The 15,745-nt window shown below is 70.4% G+C and carries 10 protein-coding genes and 2 pseudogenes; 5 read left to right on the top strand and 7 right to left on the bottom strand.

Translation table 11 applies throughout. From position 1 onward, the window contains the following. Positions 1–68: 68 nt before the first annotated feature. Positions 69–1,286, bottom strand: coding sequence for a glycoside hydrolase family 1 protein (locus ACZ3ZE_RS06135; protein WP_467257622.1), 1,218 nt, complete (start codon positions 1,284–1,286; stop codon positions 69–71). 32 nt (positions 1,287–1,318) lie between these two features. Then, on the bottom strand, positions 1,319–2,578 hold the full coding sequence (locus ACZ3ZE_RS06130) for an MFS transporter (RefSeq protein WP_467257619.1): 1,260 nt from the start codon (positions 2,576–2,578) through the stop codon (positions 1,319–1,321). A 99-nt stretch (positions 2,579–2,677) separates the two neighbouring features. Here ACZ3ZE_RS06130 and ACZ3ZE_RS06125 point away from each other — a divergent pair, with 99 nt between their 5' ends. Next, on the top strand, positions 2,678–3,295 hold the full coding sequence (locus ACZ3ZE_RS06125) for a TetR/AcrR family transcriptional regulator (RefSeq protein ID WP_361171133.1): 618 nt from the start codon (positions 2,678–2,680) through the stop codon (positions 3,293–3,295). A 376-nt stretch (positions 3,296–3,671) separates the two neighbouring features. Further along, a complete protein-coding gene (locus ACZ3ZE_RS06120) occupies positions 3,672–5,150 on the top strand; it encodes a cellulose binding domain-containing protein (RefSeq protein WP_361171136.1) in 1,479 nt (492 codons plus the stop codon). 455 nt (positions 5,151–5,605) lie between these two features. On the opposite strand, the gene ACZ3ZE_RS06115 is transcribed toward ACZ3ZE_RS06120, so the two are convergent. Continuing rightward, a complete protein-coding gene (locus tag ACZ3ZE_RS06115) occupies positions 5,606–7,798 on the bottom strand; it encodes an MMPL family transporter (RefSeq protein WP_361171139.1) in 2,193 nt (730 codons plus the stop codon). A gap of 89 nt (positions 7,799–7,887) precedes the next feature. Here ACZ3ZE_RS06115 and ACZ3ZE_RS06110 point away from each other — a divergent pair, with 89 nt between their 5' ends. Continuing rightward, a complete protein-coding gene (locus ACZ3ZE_RS06110; protein WP_363291318.1) occupies positions 7,888–8,478 on the top strand; it encodes a TetR family transcriptional regulator in 591 nt (196 codons plus the stop codon). 724 nt (positions 8,479–9,202) lie between these two features. Here the strand turns inward: ACZ3ZE_RS06110 and ACZ3ZE_RS06105 are convergent. Then, a complete protein-coding gene (locus ACZ3ZE_RS06105; RefSeq protein ID WP_467257616.1) occupies positions 9,203–9,472 on the bottom strand; it encodes a transposase in 270 nt (89 codons plus the stop codon). A 106-nt stretch (positions 9,473–9,578) separates the two neighbouring features. Here ACZ3ZE_RS06105 and ACZ3ZE_RS06100 point away from each other — a divergent pair. Beyond that, positions 9,579–10,028 (top strand): annotated as a pseudogene (locus tag ACZ3ZE_RS06100) (helix-turn-helix domain-containing protein); the annotation flags it as partial. A 466-nt stretch (positions 10,029–10,494) separates the two neighbouring features. On the opposite strand, the pseudogene ACZ3ZE_RS06095 reads toward ACZ3ZE_RS06100, so the two are convergent. The 3 genes and pseudogenes from ACZ3ZE_RS06095 to ACZ3ZE_RS06085 all read right to left on the bottom strand — a co-directional run. After that, positions 10,495–10,755: pseudogene (locus ACZ3ZE_RS06095) on the bottom strand (transposase); the annotation flags it as partial. A 242-nt stretch (positions 10,756–10,997) separates the two neighbouring features. Beyond that, positions 10,998–11,726, bottom strand: coding sequence for a response regulator transcription factor (locus ACZ3ZE_RS06090; protein WP_361171147.1), 729 nt, complete (start codon positions 11,724–11,726; stop codon positions 10,998–11,000). A 3-nt stretch (positions 11,727–11,729) separates the two neighbouring features. Then, positions 11,730–13,031, bottom strand: a complete 1,302-nt coding sequence (locus ACZ3ZE_RS06085) for a sensor histidine kinase (RefSeq protein WP_467257614.1) — start codon at positions 13,029–13,031, stop codon at positions 11,730–11,732. A 278-nt stretch (positions 13,032–13,309) separates the two neighbouring features. Here ACZ3ZE_RS06085 and ACZ3ZE_RS06080 point away from each other — a divergent pair, with 278 nt between their 5' ends. Beyond that, positions 13,310–15,463 carry an MMPL family transporter gene (locus ACZ3ZE_RS06080; RefSeq protein WP_467257613.1) on the top strand — a complete coding sequence of 718 codons (2,154 nt, stop codon included), beginning with the start codon at positions 13,310–13,312 and terminating at the stop codon, positions 15,461–15,463. Positions 15,464–15,745 lie beyond the last annotated feature (282 nt).

Genomic DNA, 15,745 nt, shown 5'->3' with positions numbered 1-15,745 from the left:
GGGTGCGGGTCTGTGGTTCAGCGGGCCGGGGTCGCGCGGGGACGTACGGTCGCCGCGGTCGGTGTCGGTCATGCGAGGTCACGTGCGGTCGTGCGGGCGGGGTTGAGGGAGCCGAGCCAGGCCGCGGACGGCTTGGGCGAACGGGCGAAGGTCTGCCGGTTCACGGCGATCAGTCCGAAGGCGGGCGTGAAGGTGCCCCACTCGTAGTTGTCGAGGGCGCTCCAGTGGAAGTAGCCGCGCACGTCGGCGCCGTCGGCCATGGCGGCGGCCATGGAGGCGAGGGCACGCGTGGTGTAGTCGATGCGCCGGCTGTCGTCATCGGTCGCGATGCCGTTCTCGGTGACGACGAGCGGTACGCCGGGGGCGACGGCGGCGCTGTGACGCAGGGCCTCGCCGAGCGCTTCCGGGTAGAACTCCCATCCCATGGCGGTGCGTTCGGCGTTCTCGGGGACGGGCAGGGGACCGTCGGGGCCGACGAGGTTACGGCTGTACGACTGGACACCGAGCCAGTCGTCCCCGCGCGCGGCCTCCAGGAAGACGTCCTCCCTGGGGTGACGGTGGGCGGCGGTGACGTCGTCGGCCCCGTCCACCGCCTGGTACGCCTGGTTGGCCACGGACCAGCCCGTACGGATGTGGGGTGCGAGTGTCTTGATCGTGTCGACGGCACGGCGGTGGGCGGCGACGAGGGCCGTGGTGGTGGCCGGGTCGGGCAGCGGGAGCCCGAGGGCGGGCAGGGTGCCGCCGACGGTCAGTGTCTGCCGTACCGCTGCCATGACGGCGACCATGTTGGGTTCGTTGATGGTGCACACGTGCTCGACGCCGTCGGTGAAGACGGGCGCCGCGGACCGGACGAACCGGGCGAACGCCTCGGGCGCTTCGGGTGCGGTCCAGCCGCCTCGCTCGGCGAACCAGAGCGGTGCGGTGAAGTGATGGAGAGTGATCATGGGGCGCAGTCCGCGCGCGAGGGCGCCCTCGACCATGCGCCGGTAGTGGGCGATCGCGGCGCGGGAGAACAGACCCGGCGCGGGTTCGATGCGGGCCCATTCGATGCTGAAGCGGTAGTCGGTGAAACCGAGTCCGGCGAGCAGGTCCATGTCCTCACGCCAGCGGTGGTAGCTGTCGCAGGCGTCCCCGCTCGGTTCCTTGATGTGGTCGGTGAGGCCGCTGTGTTCCAGGGCCCACCAGTCGCTGGCCGTGTTGGCGCCCTCGGTCTGGTGCGCGGAGGTGGAGGCGCCCCAGAGGAATCCGTCGGGACACCTCGCCGGGCGGGCGGACGTTCGCGTCATGGGGTGGTGGGGTCCTTCCGGACGGGCCGCGGTCATGCGACGCGGCGGATCGGCAGGATGCACAGGCCGCCGGCGACGGCGATGACGGTCGCGAGCAGGAACAAGAACGGGTAGCCGAAGGCGGGGACCACCGCGGCGGCGAGGATCGGGGCGATCAGGGAGGGCACGGTGTTGGCGATGTTGAGGAAGCCCAGGTCCCGGGCCCGGTTCTCCGCCTGCGGCAGTACCTGGGCCATGACGGCCTGGTCGACGGCGAGGAAGCAGCCGAACCCGAGGGCCGCCGCGACGACGAACGTGAAGTACGCCCACAGCGAGGTGGTGGCGGACAGTGGTACGACGGCCGCCGCTCCGATCGAGGCGGAGACGACGATGAACGCCTTGCGCCGCCCGAGCCGGTCGGAGAGCGGACCGGACACCGCGATCGCGACGCCGGAGACGGCCACGTGGATGACGCTGGCCAGCGCGATCGTGGAACCGGCCCGCTCGGTGGACATGCCCAGGTAGTCCTTGAGCACGTAGAGCTGGTACACGAGGATGAGGTTGATGCCGAGCAGGGTCAGCAGCCTGCCGGCCATCGCCCACAACAGGTCCGCGTCCCGTGGCGGCACCAGGCTCCGGGCGAAGAGGCGGCCCGAGAAGCGTTCCCGGGGCAGGCGGGTGCTCGACCGGTCGGGCGCCGCGAGCATCAGCACGAGCCCGCCCACCGGGATGGTCCAGAAGATCCAGCGAAGCCCGAGCACCGGCGCCGCGACCAGAAGCCCGGCGGCCACACCGCCGATTCCCATGCCAAGCAGCGAGCCGATACCGGCCCAGGAGGACGCCTTGCCCAGGTGGGCGGGGGCCACCCGGTCGGGCATGACCGCGTTGAGCGGCGCGACGACCGCGTTGAGGCCGATCTGGAATCCGATCCACAGCAGTACGAGGACGGGAAAGCTCTGTGTGAACGACACCGCGCAACCCAGAACGGCCGTGGTGAACCCGCCGCACAGGATCCACGGGTTACGCCGCCCCCAGCGCGAGCGGGTGCGGTCCGACAGCACCCCGATCACGATGTTGGCCGCCATCGCGGCGACCGCACCGGCCCCCGCCAGGACGGCGTAGCGGCCGGTCTTGGTCCCCTCGTCGAACTGCTCAAGGAGCGCCAGGAGCAGAGTGTGCGACGCGGCGACCGGCAGCATCCAGCTCAGGTGCGCGATGCCCAGTACGGGGCCCAGGCGGCCTGCTCTCGCGGGTGGTTCCTTCTCGGGGACCGGCACATCCGGCAGGACCGGACCGGCAGACGGCGACGTCATGGACAGCTCCTTTGCTGTGCCCGCGCTCAAGGTCGGCTCACCCTAGCCACGAAACCCTAGAGCTTCAAGGTTTTCGGCTGGGGTTCGTAGACTGCCCGCATGAGTACTCCTCGGGGCCCCTACGCCAAGACCTCGGCCAAGCGCCAGAAGATCCTCGAAGCCGCCCTCGCCGCCTACGAGGAAGCGGGCAGCCGTAGCGTGTCCGTACGTGACATCGCCCAGCGCGTGGGGATGACCGACGCCGGCGTGCTGCATCACTTCGGCAACCGTGAGGGACTGCTCACGGCCGTACTCGAAGCCCGCGACGCCGAGGCCGTCGCCTCCTTCGGCGACCCCATCGAGAACCCGCCTGCCGCGCTGGAGATCCTGGCCCGCAACGCCGCCACGCCGGGGCTGGTGAAGCTCTTCGTCGATGTGGCCGCCGCCGCTGCCGAACCGGAGCACCCGGCCCACGACTTCTTCACCCGGCGCTACGAGCGGTACCGCGACGGCCTGGCCGGCATGCTCGCCGAGACCGCCGCATCCAACGCCCCCGCGGCAGCCGTCGACCAGTCGGAACTCGACGCCGACTGGGCGGCCCGCGTCCTGCTCGCCGTCACCGACGGCCTCCAGCTCCAGTGGCTTCTCAAACCCGACATCGACATGGCAGCCGACCTCGCCCGCCTGCACAGGGTCCTGGTGGACGCCCTGCGCGACCGGACGCAGGGCACGTCCTGAACGAGCCGGACCGCCCGACGGCTCAGGCCGCCGGGCGAGCACCTCTTGTGGTCCGGCTCGGTGTGGGCCTTGAGCGCACCCTCCCGTGGCGCGGGGCCGGATCGCCGCGAAGTGGCCACCGAGCGGGCCGAGTTCATCCGTTCGTCCTGCAGGTCCCAGGACGCGGCCCCTTCCCGGAAGGGGGTGGGCACGGGCGACGTCGAGCGCGGCCCCCTCGTACGCGCCTGAGGGCAGCCAGGGGTTGACGCCCCCATTGGTCTATGCCAACTTCTCCTCGGCGCATGACCAGCCGTCCCCACCAAGGGCGTTGAAGCAGCAGGCTTCGCCCTCGGCATCGTGCTGCCTTCCCCCCATCGCCTCTCCAAGAGGAATCCCCATGCGCAACGGAACAGGCCGCCGCAAGCTGCGGATACGCACCGCCCTCGCAGCCGCCACCGTCATCGGCCTCGGTGCCACGGCGTTGACCGCCCTTCCGGCCGCCGCCGCGGAAGAGAGCGTCGCCGTCCGGTACCGGCATGGCGGCACGGGCGTTGACCAGGCTGCGCCGTGGTTCACGGTGGTCAACACCGGGTCGACGAGCGTCCCATTGAGCCAGGTCAAGCTGCGCTACTACTTCAAGGGTGACCCCGGCGCCTCCTACAGCTACGCGTGCGACTGGGCGGTCAGGGGCTGTACGCAGGTGACGGGCACGTTCGGCACGCTGGCGAACCCGACCGCCACGGCGGACCGGTACCTGGAGGTCGGGTTCGCCGCAGGCGCCGGGTCCCTCGAGCCGGGCGCCGACACCGGCGACGTACAGCTGCGCTTCCACCGCTCCGACTGGCAGCCGCTCGACCAATTCGACGACTATTCGTTCGGCCCGGCGCAGTCCGCGTACGGGAACTGGAGCAAGATCACCGCCACCGTCGGCGGCGTGCAGGTCTGGGGCACGGCCCCGGCCGGAAGCGAGCCGACGCCGACCCCACCCGCGACCCCGACCGGCCCCACTCCCACCACTCCGACGCCTACCGATCCGCTCCCCACCGGTCCGACCGTGCCCCCGGCCGGCCGGGGTGTCCTCTTCGACGACTTCGACTACACCGGCCACACCGATCCGGCGATCGCCGCACATGGCTGGACCATCCGCTCCGGCGGAGGCGGCCCCGGTGTCGGCGAGGCGGTCTGGGCGCCGGAGAACGTGACCTTCGCGAAGCAGGGCACGAACTCCGTCATGACGCTGCGCACGTCGACCCAGGGCTCGGGCGCGTCGACCCGGCAAACCGAAGTGCACACGGGCGTGCGGAAGTTCAAGAGCGGTACGTACGCCGCCCGCGTGCGCTTCGCGGACGCTCCGGCCAGTGGTCCGGACGGTGACCACCTGGTCCAGAGCTTCTTCACCATCAACGACCTCACCGCTCCGATGGCGGACGACTACGCCGAGTACGACTTCGAGTACCTCCCCAACGGCGGCTGGGGCGAGACGGCGAACGTCCTCTACACCACCTCCTGGGAGACCTTCCGCCCCGACCCGTGGGAGGCGGTCAACCAGCACACCGAGGCCCGCACCAGCCAGGCCGGCTGGCACGACCTCGTCCTGACCATCGACGACACGGCACTCGTCTACTACCTCGACGGCAAGGAGTTCGCCCGGCACGACGCCCGCTACCTGCCCGAGCGGCCCATGTCGATCCACTTCAACCAGTGGCTGATCGACCTTGCCGGGCAGACCTCCACTACCCCTCGCGCCTACGAGGAGCAGGTCGACTACGTCCTTCACGTGAAGGACCAGGTCCTCACCCCCGCCGAAGTGGCGGCGAAGGTCGCCACGTACCGCTCGAACGGAACAGCCTTCGAGGACTCCGTCCCCGCCTCTTGACCTCACCCACTCGCCCTGGACCGCGCGGACCCCGCGACGAAACCGGTCGCCTTCGACCTGGAGACAGCCGGCGGCTGCCCCTCAGGTCCAGCGGCCGGGGGACGTCCTGCCAGGACGCGGTCGGCGGCGTGGTGGGGGCAGGAGGCGGCATGCCACGTCAGGCTGAGTCGGTCCCCGTCCAGGGCGAGGGCGCGGGCCTGACCGTCGGCCGGTCCCGCCGCGCAGTGTGGGCACACGAGGGTGTGCGTTCGCAGTGATTCCGGTGGTGGACCCTGTGCCGGGTCGTCTTTGTCCGGCTCGGGCCAGCGGCCGAAGGGGCCGTTGGTGCCGGGACCGGGGGCGCCGAGTACACCCGGGCCCGCTGCCCAGCCCGGTGCAAGCGGGCGGGGCAGCGGCCTCCGGGAGCCGATGGCCGGTGCCTCTGGCCCCAGAGGCACGCCGTGGCAGGTGGGCGGTCAGGTGCGGGTGGCGGCGACGGGCTCCTTGGAGTCCGGGACCGTGGGTGCGACGGTCGTCGTGGTGCCTTCGATGTCGACGTGGGGGACGAGTCGGTCCAGGCGTGCGGGGAGGGACCAGGCGCGGTCTCCGAGGATGGCCAGGGCAGCGGGGACGAGGGTGAGGCGTACGAGGAAGGCGTCGATGAGGACGCCGACGGTGAGGGCGAAGCCGATGGACTTGATGACGGGGTCGGGGCTGAAGATGAATCCGCCGAAGACGGCGGCCATGATGAGTGCGGCAGCGGTGACGACGCGTCCGCTGCGGGCGAGGCCGTGGGTGATGGCCTCGTGCGCGTTGCCGGTGTGCTGGTAGTGCTCACGGATCCGGGAGACGAGGAAGACCTCGTAGTCCATGGCGAGTCCGAAGAGCACGCCGATGACCAGGACGGGCAGGAAGCACAGGATCGGGGCGGCTGCGGCGAGCTGGACGACGCCGGCGAGGTGTCCGTCCTGAAAGACCCACACGACCGCTCCGAGGCTGGCGGCGATGGACAGCAGGAATCCCACGATCGCCTTGAGGGGGACGAGCAGGGACCGGAAGGCGATGGTCAGGAGGAGCAGGGCGAGCAGGACGGTGATGCAGAGCAGCAGGGGCAGTGCGTCGGCGAGCTTGGCGGAGATGTCGATGGTGGCGGCGGTCGCGCCCGCCACGTACATGGTGCCGCCGGCATCGGTCACGGTCTGGTGGTCGTCGCGCAGACGGTGGACGAGGTCGGTGGTGGCTTCGTCGTCGGGGCCGGTGGTGGGCACGATGCCGAGCAGCGCGACGGATCCGTCCGCGTTGGTGACCGGAGGAGCGACGACGGCGACGCCCTTCTCGGCGGCCAGTGTGGTGCGCAGGCCGTCGAGGACCTGCTGGCGTTCGGCAGCGGGAAGATCGGCGACGACCACGGCCAGAGTGGCGTTGAAGCCGGGGCCGAAGCCTTCGGCGAGCAGCTGGTATCCACGATGCTGGGTGCTGGCGACGGGCTGGCTCTCGTTGCCGGGCAGTCCGAGACGGAGGTTGCGCGCGGGCAGGGCGAGCGCGGTCAGCAGGACGGTACCGGTGAGAAGGACGATGACGGGGCGGCGGGTGACGGCCCGGGCCCAGGCCATGCTCCACGCTCCGGCCGGCTTCCTCGTGGTCGGGCGGAGCCGGGGCCGGAGGCGTTCACCCGAGTAGGACAGGAGAGCCGGAACCAGGGTGACCGCGACCGTCACGGCGACGAGCACGGTGAACGCGGCGGCCAGACCCATGACGGCAAGGAACGGGATCCCGGTCAGCGCCAGCGCGGCCAGCGCGATCACGACGGTCAGGCCGGCGAAGACGACTGCGGTCCCGGCCGTGGCGGTGGCCCGCGCGATCGCTTCCTCCACACGGGTGCCGGGATCGGCCAGCAGTTCGCGATGGCGGGAGATGACGAACAGGGCGTAGTCGATTCCCACGGCCAGGCCGATCATCAGGGCCAGCACGGTGGCCGTGTTGGTCATCTCCACGAAGCCCGACACGAAAAGGACACCCATCACACCGACGGCGACACCCACCAGTGCGGTGAGCAGGGGCAGTCCGGCGGCCAACAGCGAACCGAGGGTGACGGCCAGCACGGCGAACGCGACGATCACACCGACGATCTCTCCGGCGCCACCGATCCCGCCACCCGCGACAGGCAGCACCGAACCGCCGAACTCGACCTGCAGACCGGCCTCACGCAGCGGCTCCACCGCCCCGGACAGAGCCGACCTGGCCGACTCCGTCACCTCGGAGGCCGGCTGAGCGAACTGGACATCCGCGTACCCGATCCGACGGTCCGCCGACAGCGCCCCTCCCGTCTCCGGCCCGGCGACATGCACCACCCCCGGAACCCGGGCAACGGAATCCAACGCGCCCGCCAACGCCTCGCGGGCGCCAGCCTCCGTCAGCGTGCGCCCCTCAGGCGCGGCGATGATCACGCGCGCGGAACCACCGGAGGCAGCCGGAAACTTCCGGGCGAGGAGTTCCTGCGCCTGCTGCGACTCAATGCCAGGCACGGAGTACGTGGTGCCCAGCTGTCCACCCAGCGCACCACCCAACGTGCTGACCACCACAACCAGCAACAGCCACGCCAGTAGCACCCGGCCCCGACGCCGCGCCGCCCAGCGCCCCAGTTCATACAGCCGTCCGGCCACGCCCATCGCTCCTTCTCCCAGCAACAACAGATTTATGCATCCTAGGATAAAAATGCACTGCATGGCATTTACCGCTCTGGAGGTAGGGTTCCGCCATGGACCAACCGGGGCTGAGGGAGCGCGGAAAGCAGCGCCGCAGGGAAGCGATCACGCGAGCGGCCTACCGCCTCTTCGCCGAACGCGGCTACGGCCCCACGACGATCGACGACATCGCTCAGGCCGCCGAGGTCGCGCGCCGTACCGTGACCCTGTACTTCCCCAGCAAGCAGGATCTCGCCCTGGCCCGCACGGCCGACTCACTCCAGCGCCTGACGGACGCCCTGACGGACCGCCCCGACGGCGTGAGCACGCTGGACGCCGTCAAGGCGTGGCTGGACCAGGAGATCAAGGCAGCCACAGAGCTCGACCTCCTGGAACATCGCATGTTCGAGGCCAACCCCGAACTCCAGGCCCTGCGGAGCATTCACTACTCCGACGCAGTCCGGGCGGGCACCACGTCGATCGCCCGCGACATCGGAGCGGCCCCCGACGATGCCGGGCCCGCCCTCGCCGCCGCTGCCATCGTCGCCGTCATCACCCAGGCATACGCCACAGCCGAGAACCAGGACGCAGAACAGGCCCTGCGGACCGGCTTCGCCTTCCTCGAAGCCGGCATCGCATCCCTCGCCCAACCATCGAAACCCTGAGGGGCCGTCGCCCTCGGAGGGCCTTCTCCCGACCGTCACCGAGTGCGCGGGCTGATCGTTTTCGGCCGCCCCTGGGATCGTTCGGATCTGCTGTGCCGCGCCAGCCTGTGCGATCTGCCGGGTAGAAGGTGGATCGTCTCCACGGACAGGCAGGCGCCAGGGCTCGGCCAGGCCACCTGCTCCGTCGACGGCGCTTGGCAGGGCGGCTGTCGGCGCACCGCGCAGACCGGCGTGCAGTCGAAGTCCTTGCCGCTGAGCAGGGCCGCGACGGTGAGCAGATCGTCGTCGGCGAGGACGCCGCGTTCGCGGGTGTGGAGGCAGAACGGTGAGTGCCCTTGCCCTGGAACCGAGGGCCGGAGTTGACCGCGTACACCTGGACGTCCGCGAGAACGCCGAGGGGGGTACCGCTGCCATGAGGCTTCCACCCGCTGCCTCCGGGTGCTTCGAACGGCTCCAAGTCCAAGTGCCGGCCGGGAGCGAGGAGTCCGTGTCACTCCGCGCTGGGGAGGCCACGGAAGCGCCCGGCCCGGTCGTACCCGGCATCGAGACTCCGAAGGTCCCGGACACCACGGGCCACCGTCAGCAGACGCGGGCTGCGCTCCCGCACTCTCGCCTCGTCACCGAACACGAGCCACGCGGCTCGCTGGGCCCGGAGTTCAGGCCGAGCTCCGCACCGAACAGTGGGTCGTGGGCGTTGCGTATGCGCTCCGGCCACCACCCGCCGTTACTGAGGGTGTACGCGTGGTGTCGCCGGTGTGAGGCCGGTCGCTGTGAGGCATCCGTGGACGATGTCGCTGCGGCACTGGATCTGGCGGAGGTCGTGTCGCAGGCGATGGATCAGGTGGTCGGGGTCGGCGAAGGCGGTGTTGGCCTGGCTGGTCCGGCGGAGGATCGACCAGATGCCTTCCACGGGGTTGAGGTCGGGTGCGTATGGCGGCAAGTAGTAGGCGGTGAGCCACTCCTGTGCGTCAATGAGCGTTTTCAGCGTGGCCACTGATCGGGTGGCGCCGGTCAGATCGAGATGAGGGCCGCAACACACAAAGCCCCCGTGCCGTTGAGGGAGGTGTTCGACGTCTCAACCCATCGGCACAGGAGCCCTGTTGGTTCCCTATCCTGTCGCACTCGACCTCCCGCACGCCCTGGTCGAGCGGGTCACGATGCTCATCGTCACCCGTGAGGGTGACCGGCGATGCAAACTCCCGCCACACCAGCGCGCGCTCGTCGCTCTGGTCTACCTGCGCCGCCACGACACACTCACCCGGATCGCGGCCGGCTTCGGGATATCCGTCGGCACCGCACACGCAAACGTCACCACCGTGACCGGCCTGCTCGCCGACCAGGCATCGGGCCTGCTCAAGACACTGCGCGAGCACGATCCGGACTTCGTCCTGCTGGACGGGACCCTCGCCGAATGCGACCGGGTCGGCGACAGCCGCGCCGACTACGCGGCCAAACACCGCTGGCACGGCGTGAACGTCCAGGTCGTCACCGACCCCGCCGGCGAGGTGCTGTGGAAGGAGTGGACAGATGACGGCGCGGTGCACGAGGTGCACTCGCTCAAGCGCCGCGCAGCTACCGCGACTCGGCCCGTGCCCATCCCGCCGCAGTTCGTACATCTCCTCCGTGCACACATCGACCGCTTCGGCGTGGCACCGGACGGTCGGCTGTTCCGGAACCAGGCCGGCAACTACGTGGACCCAGCGGCCTATGGCACGACGTGGGCGCGGGCGCGGAAGTACGTACTGACACGCATGGAGCTCAGCTCCGGGCTGGCCAAGCGTCCCTACGATCTCAGGCACGCCGGCATCTCGTTCTGGTTGTACTCCGGTGTGGACCCAGCCGAATGCGCTCGCCGCGCGGGTCAGAGCATCGAGGTTCCCTTCCGCCACTACGCCAAGTTCCTGGACGGCGTGCGGGAGCAGGCCAACCGCCTCATCGAGCAGTCCATGGAGGAGTGGGACCGCGTCAGCCGAGGTGAGGCCCCTGCGGGCTGAGAGGTCGTTTTCGCCCGATGTTTTATCCCGGGATCGGCTGTTTGGTCTGTGGTATCGGGTCGCGCCAGGAGGTGGTGTTCTCGCCGGTGAGGCGGCGGGCCATGAGGTCGGTCATGGCAATGTGGATCACGGCCTCGGAGCGGGTGGGCAGGGTTTCGTAGTCGCGGGTAAGACGGCGGTGGAGCATTAGCCAGCCGTAGGTCCGCTCGACCGCCCATCGTTTCGGGATCGGGGTGAATCCCCTGGTCCCGGGCTTGCGGGCGGTGATTTCCATGTCGATGCCGGGTCGGTCCCCCGCGGGAGCGTCCGAGGCCGCGTTCTTCGAGCCCCCTTCGGCGGCCGCGTGCTGGTGGGCCCGCACGTTGGTGGAGTCGATCGCGACCAGCCAGTCCACCTGCCTGCCGAGCGCCGCTGCCGCTGTCTCCGCGCGCTGTCGGTCGGCCACGCCGAGCGCATGTCGACTCCGGCCCGACGCGGGGCAACAGATGACACGGCAGGACGTCGTCCCGGCCCGAAGGGCTCGGTTCAGTCCGGGTCGGCGGACCGTAGGGCTGCCACCAGGCCCGACTCGTAGGCCGCAATCACCGCCTGCGCCCGGTCACGGACGCCGAGTTTGTCAAAGATGCTGGTGATGTAGTTCTTTACGGTGGAGACACTGATCTCCATGGTGCGTGCGATCTGGTTGTTGTCCAGGCCGGTAGCCACCAGGCGCCAGACCTCCACCTCGCGCGGTGTGAGACCGGGGGTGTCCTCTGCGGCGGGCCGCCGACGGGACGGGGGCGCAACCTGCTCGTTCCTGACATAGGCGGAGATCAGCCGGGTCAGCAGACGGGGAGCGACGGCGGCCTCGCCCGCACGGACGGTGCGGATCGCGGCCACGAGGTCCTCGGGCGAGCTGTCCTTGGGCAGGAAACCGTATGCGCCGGCGCGCAGTGCGGCGACCACGTACTCGTCCATGTCGAAGGTGCTGAGGGCGAGCACCCGGCACTCGGGAAGGTCACGAGCCAGTCGCTCGGTGGCGGCCACACCGTCGAGGACGGGCATCCGGATGTCCATCACCACGACATCGGGCCGGTACTCGCGGGCGAGCACAAGAGCCTGCTCACCGTTTTCGGCCTCGGCAACCACGGTGATGCCCGGAGAGGGGCCGAGGATCAGGGCCAGCCCGCGCCGCACCAGCGGCTGGTCGTCCGCGATCAGTACCCGGATCGTCCGCTCGCCCACGGCCTCGTTTTCGGTGTTCGTCCCGCTCACCGGTCAGTCCTCCTCATCCTCGCCCGTCGGAGCTTCCAGCGGCAGGCTGGCCACGACCTGGAAGCCGACCTCGGACAGCGGACCGGCCTCCAGTACGCCGCCGTGCAGGGCGACCCGTTCACGCATGCCGACCAGACCGTATCCAGAGCCACGCCTGATGCCGGGGCCCGAAGGAAAGTCGGCCGCGTCCATCGCGCCCTGGTCGGTGACGGACACATGGACGCGCTCGGGTCGACATGTGAGGCGGACCTTCACCGGCACGTCGGGACCCGCGTGCTTGCGGGCATTGGTCAGTGCCTCCTGGACGACCCGGTAGAGAGTGAGACCGACCACCGGCGGCAGTCGTCCGGGCTCGCCGTCCACGGTCAGCTCGGTGGGCTGTCCGGCCTGCCGAGATTCCTTGATCAGACGGTCGAGGTCGGCCAGGCCGGGCTGCGGCGACTCCGGGGTGCCATGCCGGTCGGTCGCCGTGTCCTCGTCGGTCCGCAAGACGTCGAGGAGCTGCCGCATCTCGCGCAGGGCCAGCCGCCCCGACTCCTCCAAGGTGACCAGGGCGTCGCGGGCGACACCGGTGTCGTGGTCGAGGTTGGCGCGGGCGCCGCCCGCCATCAGCTGCATGATGGTGATGCGGTGGGCGACGATGTCATGCAGCTCCCTGGCGATGCGGCGGCGTTCCTCCGCAAGCGCCCGGTCGGCGAGGAGCCGGCGGTTGGCCTCCGTCTTCTGGTGCCACCGGTTGACTGCGAGACCGGTGGCGGCAACGAGGCAGGCGGCGAGGCCGGCGCTGGTCACGTTCAGGAACCCGTGTGGGGCGGCGAGGTCCGGGGTGAGCAGGGTGACGCCGATCGCCCCGATCGTCAGGGTGGCCGTCGCCCGCGGACGGCCCGTCCGGGCAGCCGAGTAGAGGGCGACCGCGAGGGCGGCGCCGAAGTGATGGCTGATGGACGTCGTCAGGTTCACCAGCGCAACGAGCACCAGGCTGACGGCCATGACGGTGAGCGGGAAGCGGCGCCTCATGAGCAGCGGCATCGCGGTCACCGTCAGGAGGAGGATGCCGAGACTCGACATGGGCACGCCCGAAACCTGTGAGAACGCGGTGTATCCGACGAGGTCCACGACGGCTGCACCAACGGTCAGCAGGGCGTCGTTGCGGGTCCACGGCAACGCGTCGGCGTCCGGCGGGAAGAGACGCCCGCGCAGTTCCTGGCGCGACGGCAAAGCGCTGCGACGCGCCATGTTGGTCCCTTCTTCGCTGTTCCCCGCCGTGATGCCGGACGGCCCGCCCGGCATCGACACCTGGCTCATGCCATTGTCCCTGCCTGCCGCGGCGCCGGCTCCGCCCCTGGGGCGAGATCGGACCAGGACCAGGGTCCCGGTCCGGTGGACGGCCAGGTCCAGAGCCCCGTACCGCTTCTCGTCCCGCACTCCGACGATCTGCGCGAACTCCGGTGATGTGCTGGAAGGGAACTGTCCGAGAAAGCCTTCGAACCGGAGTCCCCGTGATTCGCACCCTGGCCGGATTCTCCACGAGAAATCCATGGAAAGTCATCACCCTGTGGGTGCTGCTGGGAATAGGACTGGCCATGGTGGGTCAGGCACTGATGTACCGGGTCACCGAGAGCCAGCTCGGTGACTTCCTGCCGGAGAAGTACGACTCGGCGGTGGCGCTGAGCGTCGCCGAGGGCAAGTTCGGGATCAAGCCGGACGCCAATGCGGTGACCATGCTGGTGAAGCGGGCCGACGGAAAGCCGCTCGGCGCGGCCGACCAGCAGCGCGCGGAGACAGCGGCAGCGGCGCTCGCCAGGCAGCGGGTGACCATGCCGAAGTCCGAGGACGCCCCCGACTTTCTGGCGAAGGAATATTCCCAGACGCCGAAGGTGACGCCGGGCACGGTCGCACCCCACCGCACTTTCGCTCTCTTTTCTGTCGGCCTTTCCGGTAATTCGACCGACCCCGGTCTGCAGAATGTGTTCAAGGAGTTCCGGAAAACCGCTTCCGACAGGTACGCGCAGGACGGACTGCGCATCGGATTCGCCGGCGGTCTGGCCGACCTCGTCGACAGCGCGGAGGCGGAGAAGACCACCAGCACAGTGGCCGGGGCACTGACCATCGGCCTGATCGTGCTGCTGAACCTGCTCGTGTTCCGCAGCGCCCTGGCGGCCGTCCTGCCGCTGTTGGCGGTCAGCCTCGTCGGCGGCGCCGCCGCGGGCGCGGTGGTCGGCACGGCGCTGCTCACCGGGATCAAAGTGGACCCGAGCACACCGCAGCTGATCAGTGTGGTGCTGCTCGGCATCGGGATCGACTACTTCCTGTTCCTGCTGTTCCGCTTCCGTGAGCGGCTGCGCGCGCAGCCCGAGCGGAACGCCCGCGAGATCGCGGGGGAGGTGGCGGGGCGGGTTGGCTCCGCGATCACCTCGGCGGCGCTCACCATCGTCGCCGCCTTCGCCACTCTCGGTGTCGCCAGCTTCGGGCAGTTCCGCGTGCTCGGCCCGGCCGTCGCGATCTCTGTGATGGTGATGCTGTCGGCCAGCCTGACCTTCATGCCTGCCCTGCTGGCGGTCTCCGGACGCAGGATGTTCTGGCCCTCCCGAGCCCTGAAGCACACGCCGCGCGAGGGTTCGGCCGGACGCTTCGGCGACACCGTCGCCCGGCGACCGCTCGCCGTCACGGTCGGCGCGATCGTTCTGCTGAGTGTGCTCGCCGCCGGGATGGCCGGCATGAAGATGGACTACGGCACCGGCAGCGGCAGTACTGGCACACCGGCCGCGGCCACCGCCGCAGAGATCTCCCGCGCCCTGCCCGCCGGGGTGTCCGACCCTACCGAGGTCTACGTCACCAGTCGCGACGGCGGCGCCCTCGACCGGCACGGCGTCGACGTCCTGGCCAAGGCACTCGGCCGCACGCAGGGCGTGGGCCGGGTGACTCCGGTCGTCTACGACAAGGTGGGCGACGCCGCTCGGATCGGCCTCTACCTGACCGCCGACCCACAGAGCCAGAAGGCACGCGACCTGGTGTCCGGGCCGGTGCGGGCAGCCGTCGCACGGCACACACCCACGGGCGCCGAGGCACACGTCGGCGGCACGGCAGCGATCTTCGCGGACATCTCCACCGCCGTCACGGCGGACCTGAAGCTGGTCTTTCCCATGGCCGCCGCGCTCATCGCGCTGATCCTGCTCGTCCTGCTTCGCAGCGTCCTGGCGCCGGTGGTACTCATGGTCTCCGTAGGGCTCGGCTTCGCCGCCACGCTCGGCGCCTCCGCCCTGGTGTTCCAGCATGTGCGCGGCGAAGCGGGCGTCAACTTCACCCTGCCGCTGGTGCTCTTCCTGTTCGTGGTCGCCCTGGGCACGGACTACAACATCCTGATGAGCGACCGCATCAGGGAGGAGATGGAGCGCCCGGGCCCGGCCCGCTCGGCGGTGGCCCGCGCCGTACGGCATACGGCACCGGCCATCGCCACCGCCGGGCTGGTGCTGGCCGGTTCCTTCGGCAGCCTCGCGGTGAACCCCGCCCCGTCCACCCAGCAGATCGGCTTCGCGACGGCCCTCGGCATCCTGCTGTCGGCGTCCGTCCTGTCCGTGGCGCTGATCCCGGCGCTCGCCGCCCTGCTCGGCCGCTCCCTGTGGTGGCCCGTCCGGCCACGCCGTACCGCCAGGCGGCCCTCGCCGTACGAGCCCGGGCGGCGGGCCGGCGAGCCGGGTCCCGCTGCGGTCCCGTACGACCGCGTCAGCACGAACTGAACGCCGCGCCGCCGCCTTCGCACTCCCGCACGACCCGCAAAGCCGCGAGCGAGCACCGCGAGCGTGGCTGCCGGCACAAGCCGCCACCACCGTCACCGCATACCCCGGCTTCGGCGATGAAGGCCGCATCCACCCGGGGCGGCGCCGCCCCGCGTGTACGGGTCGCGGCCTCGGCGGTGAACACCCCCCCCTCTCAACCTCCGCCCGGTCAAGCACTCGGACGGCGACACGCGGCACCAGGTCTCGTCCACCTTCTGGGGCCGGCGGCTGCCTTCAGGACGC

The sequence above is a fragment of the Streptomyces sp. NPDC023157 genome, assembly GCF_055560575.1.
Note: the sequence above shows the minus strand (reverse complement) of the source record. Positions and strands in the feature narration are given on the sequence as shown.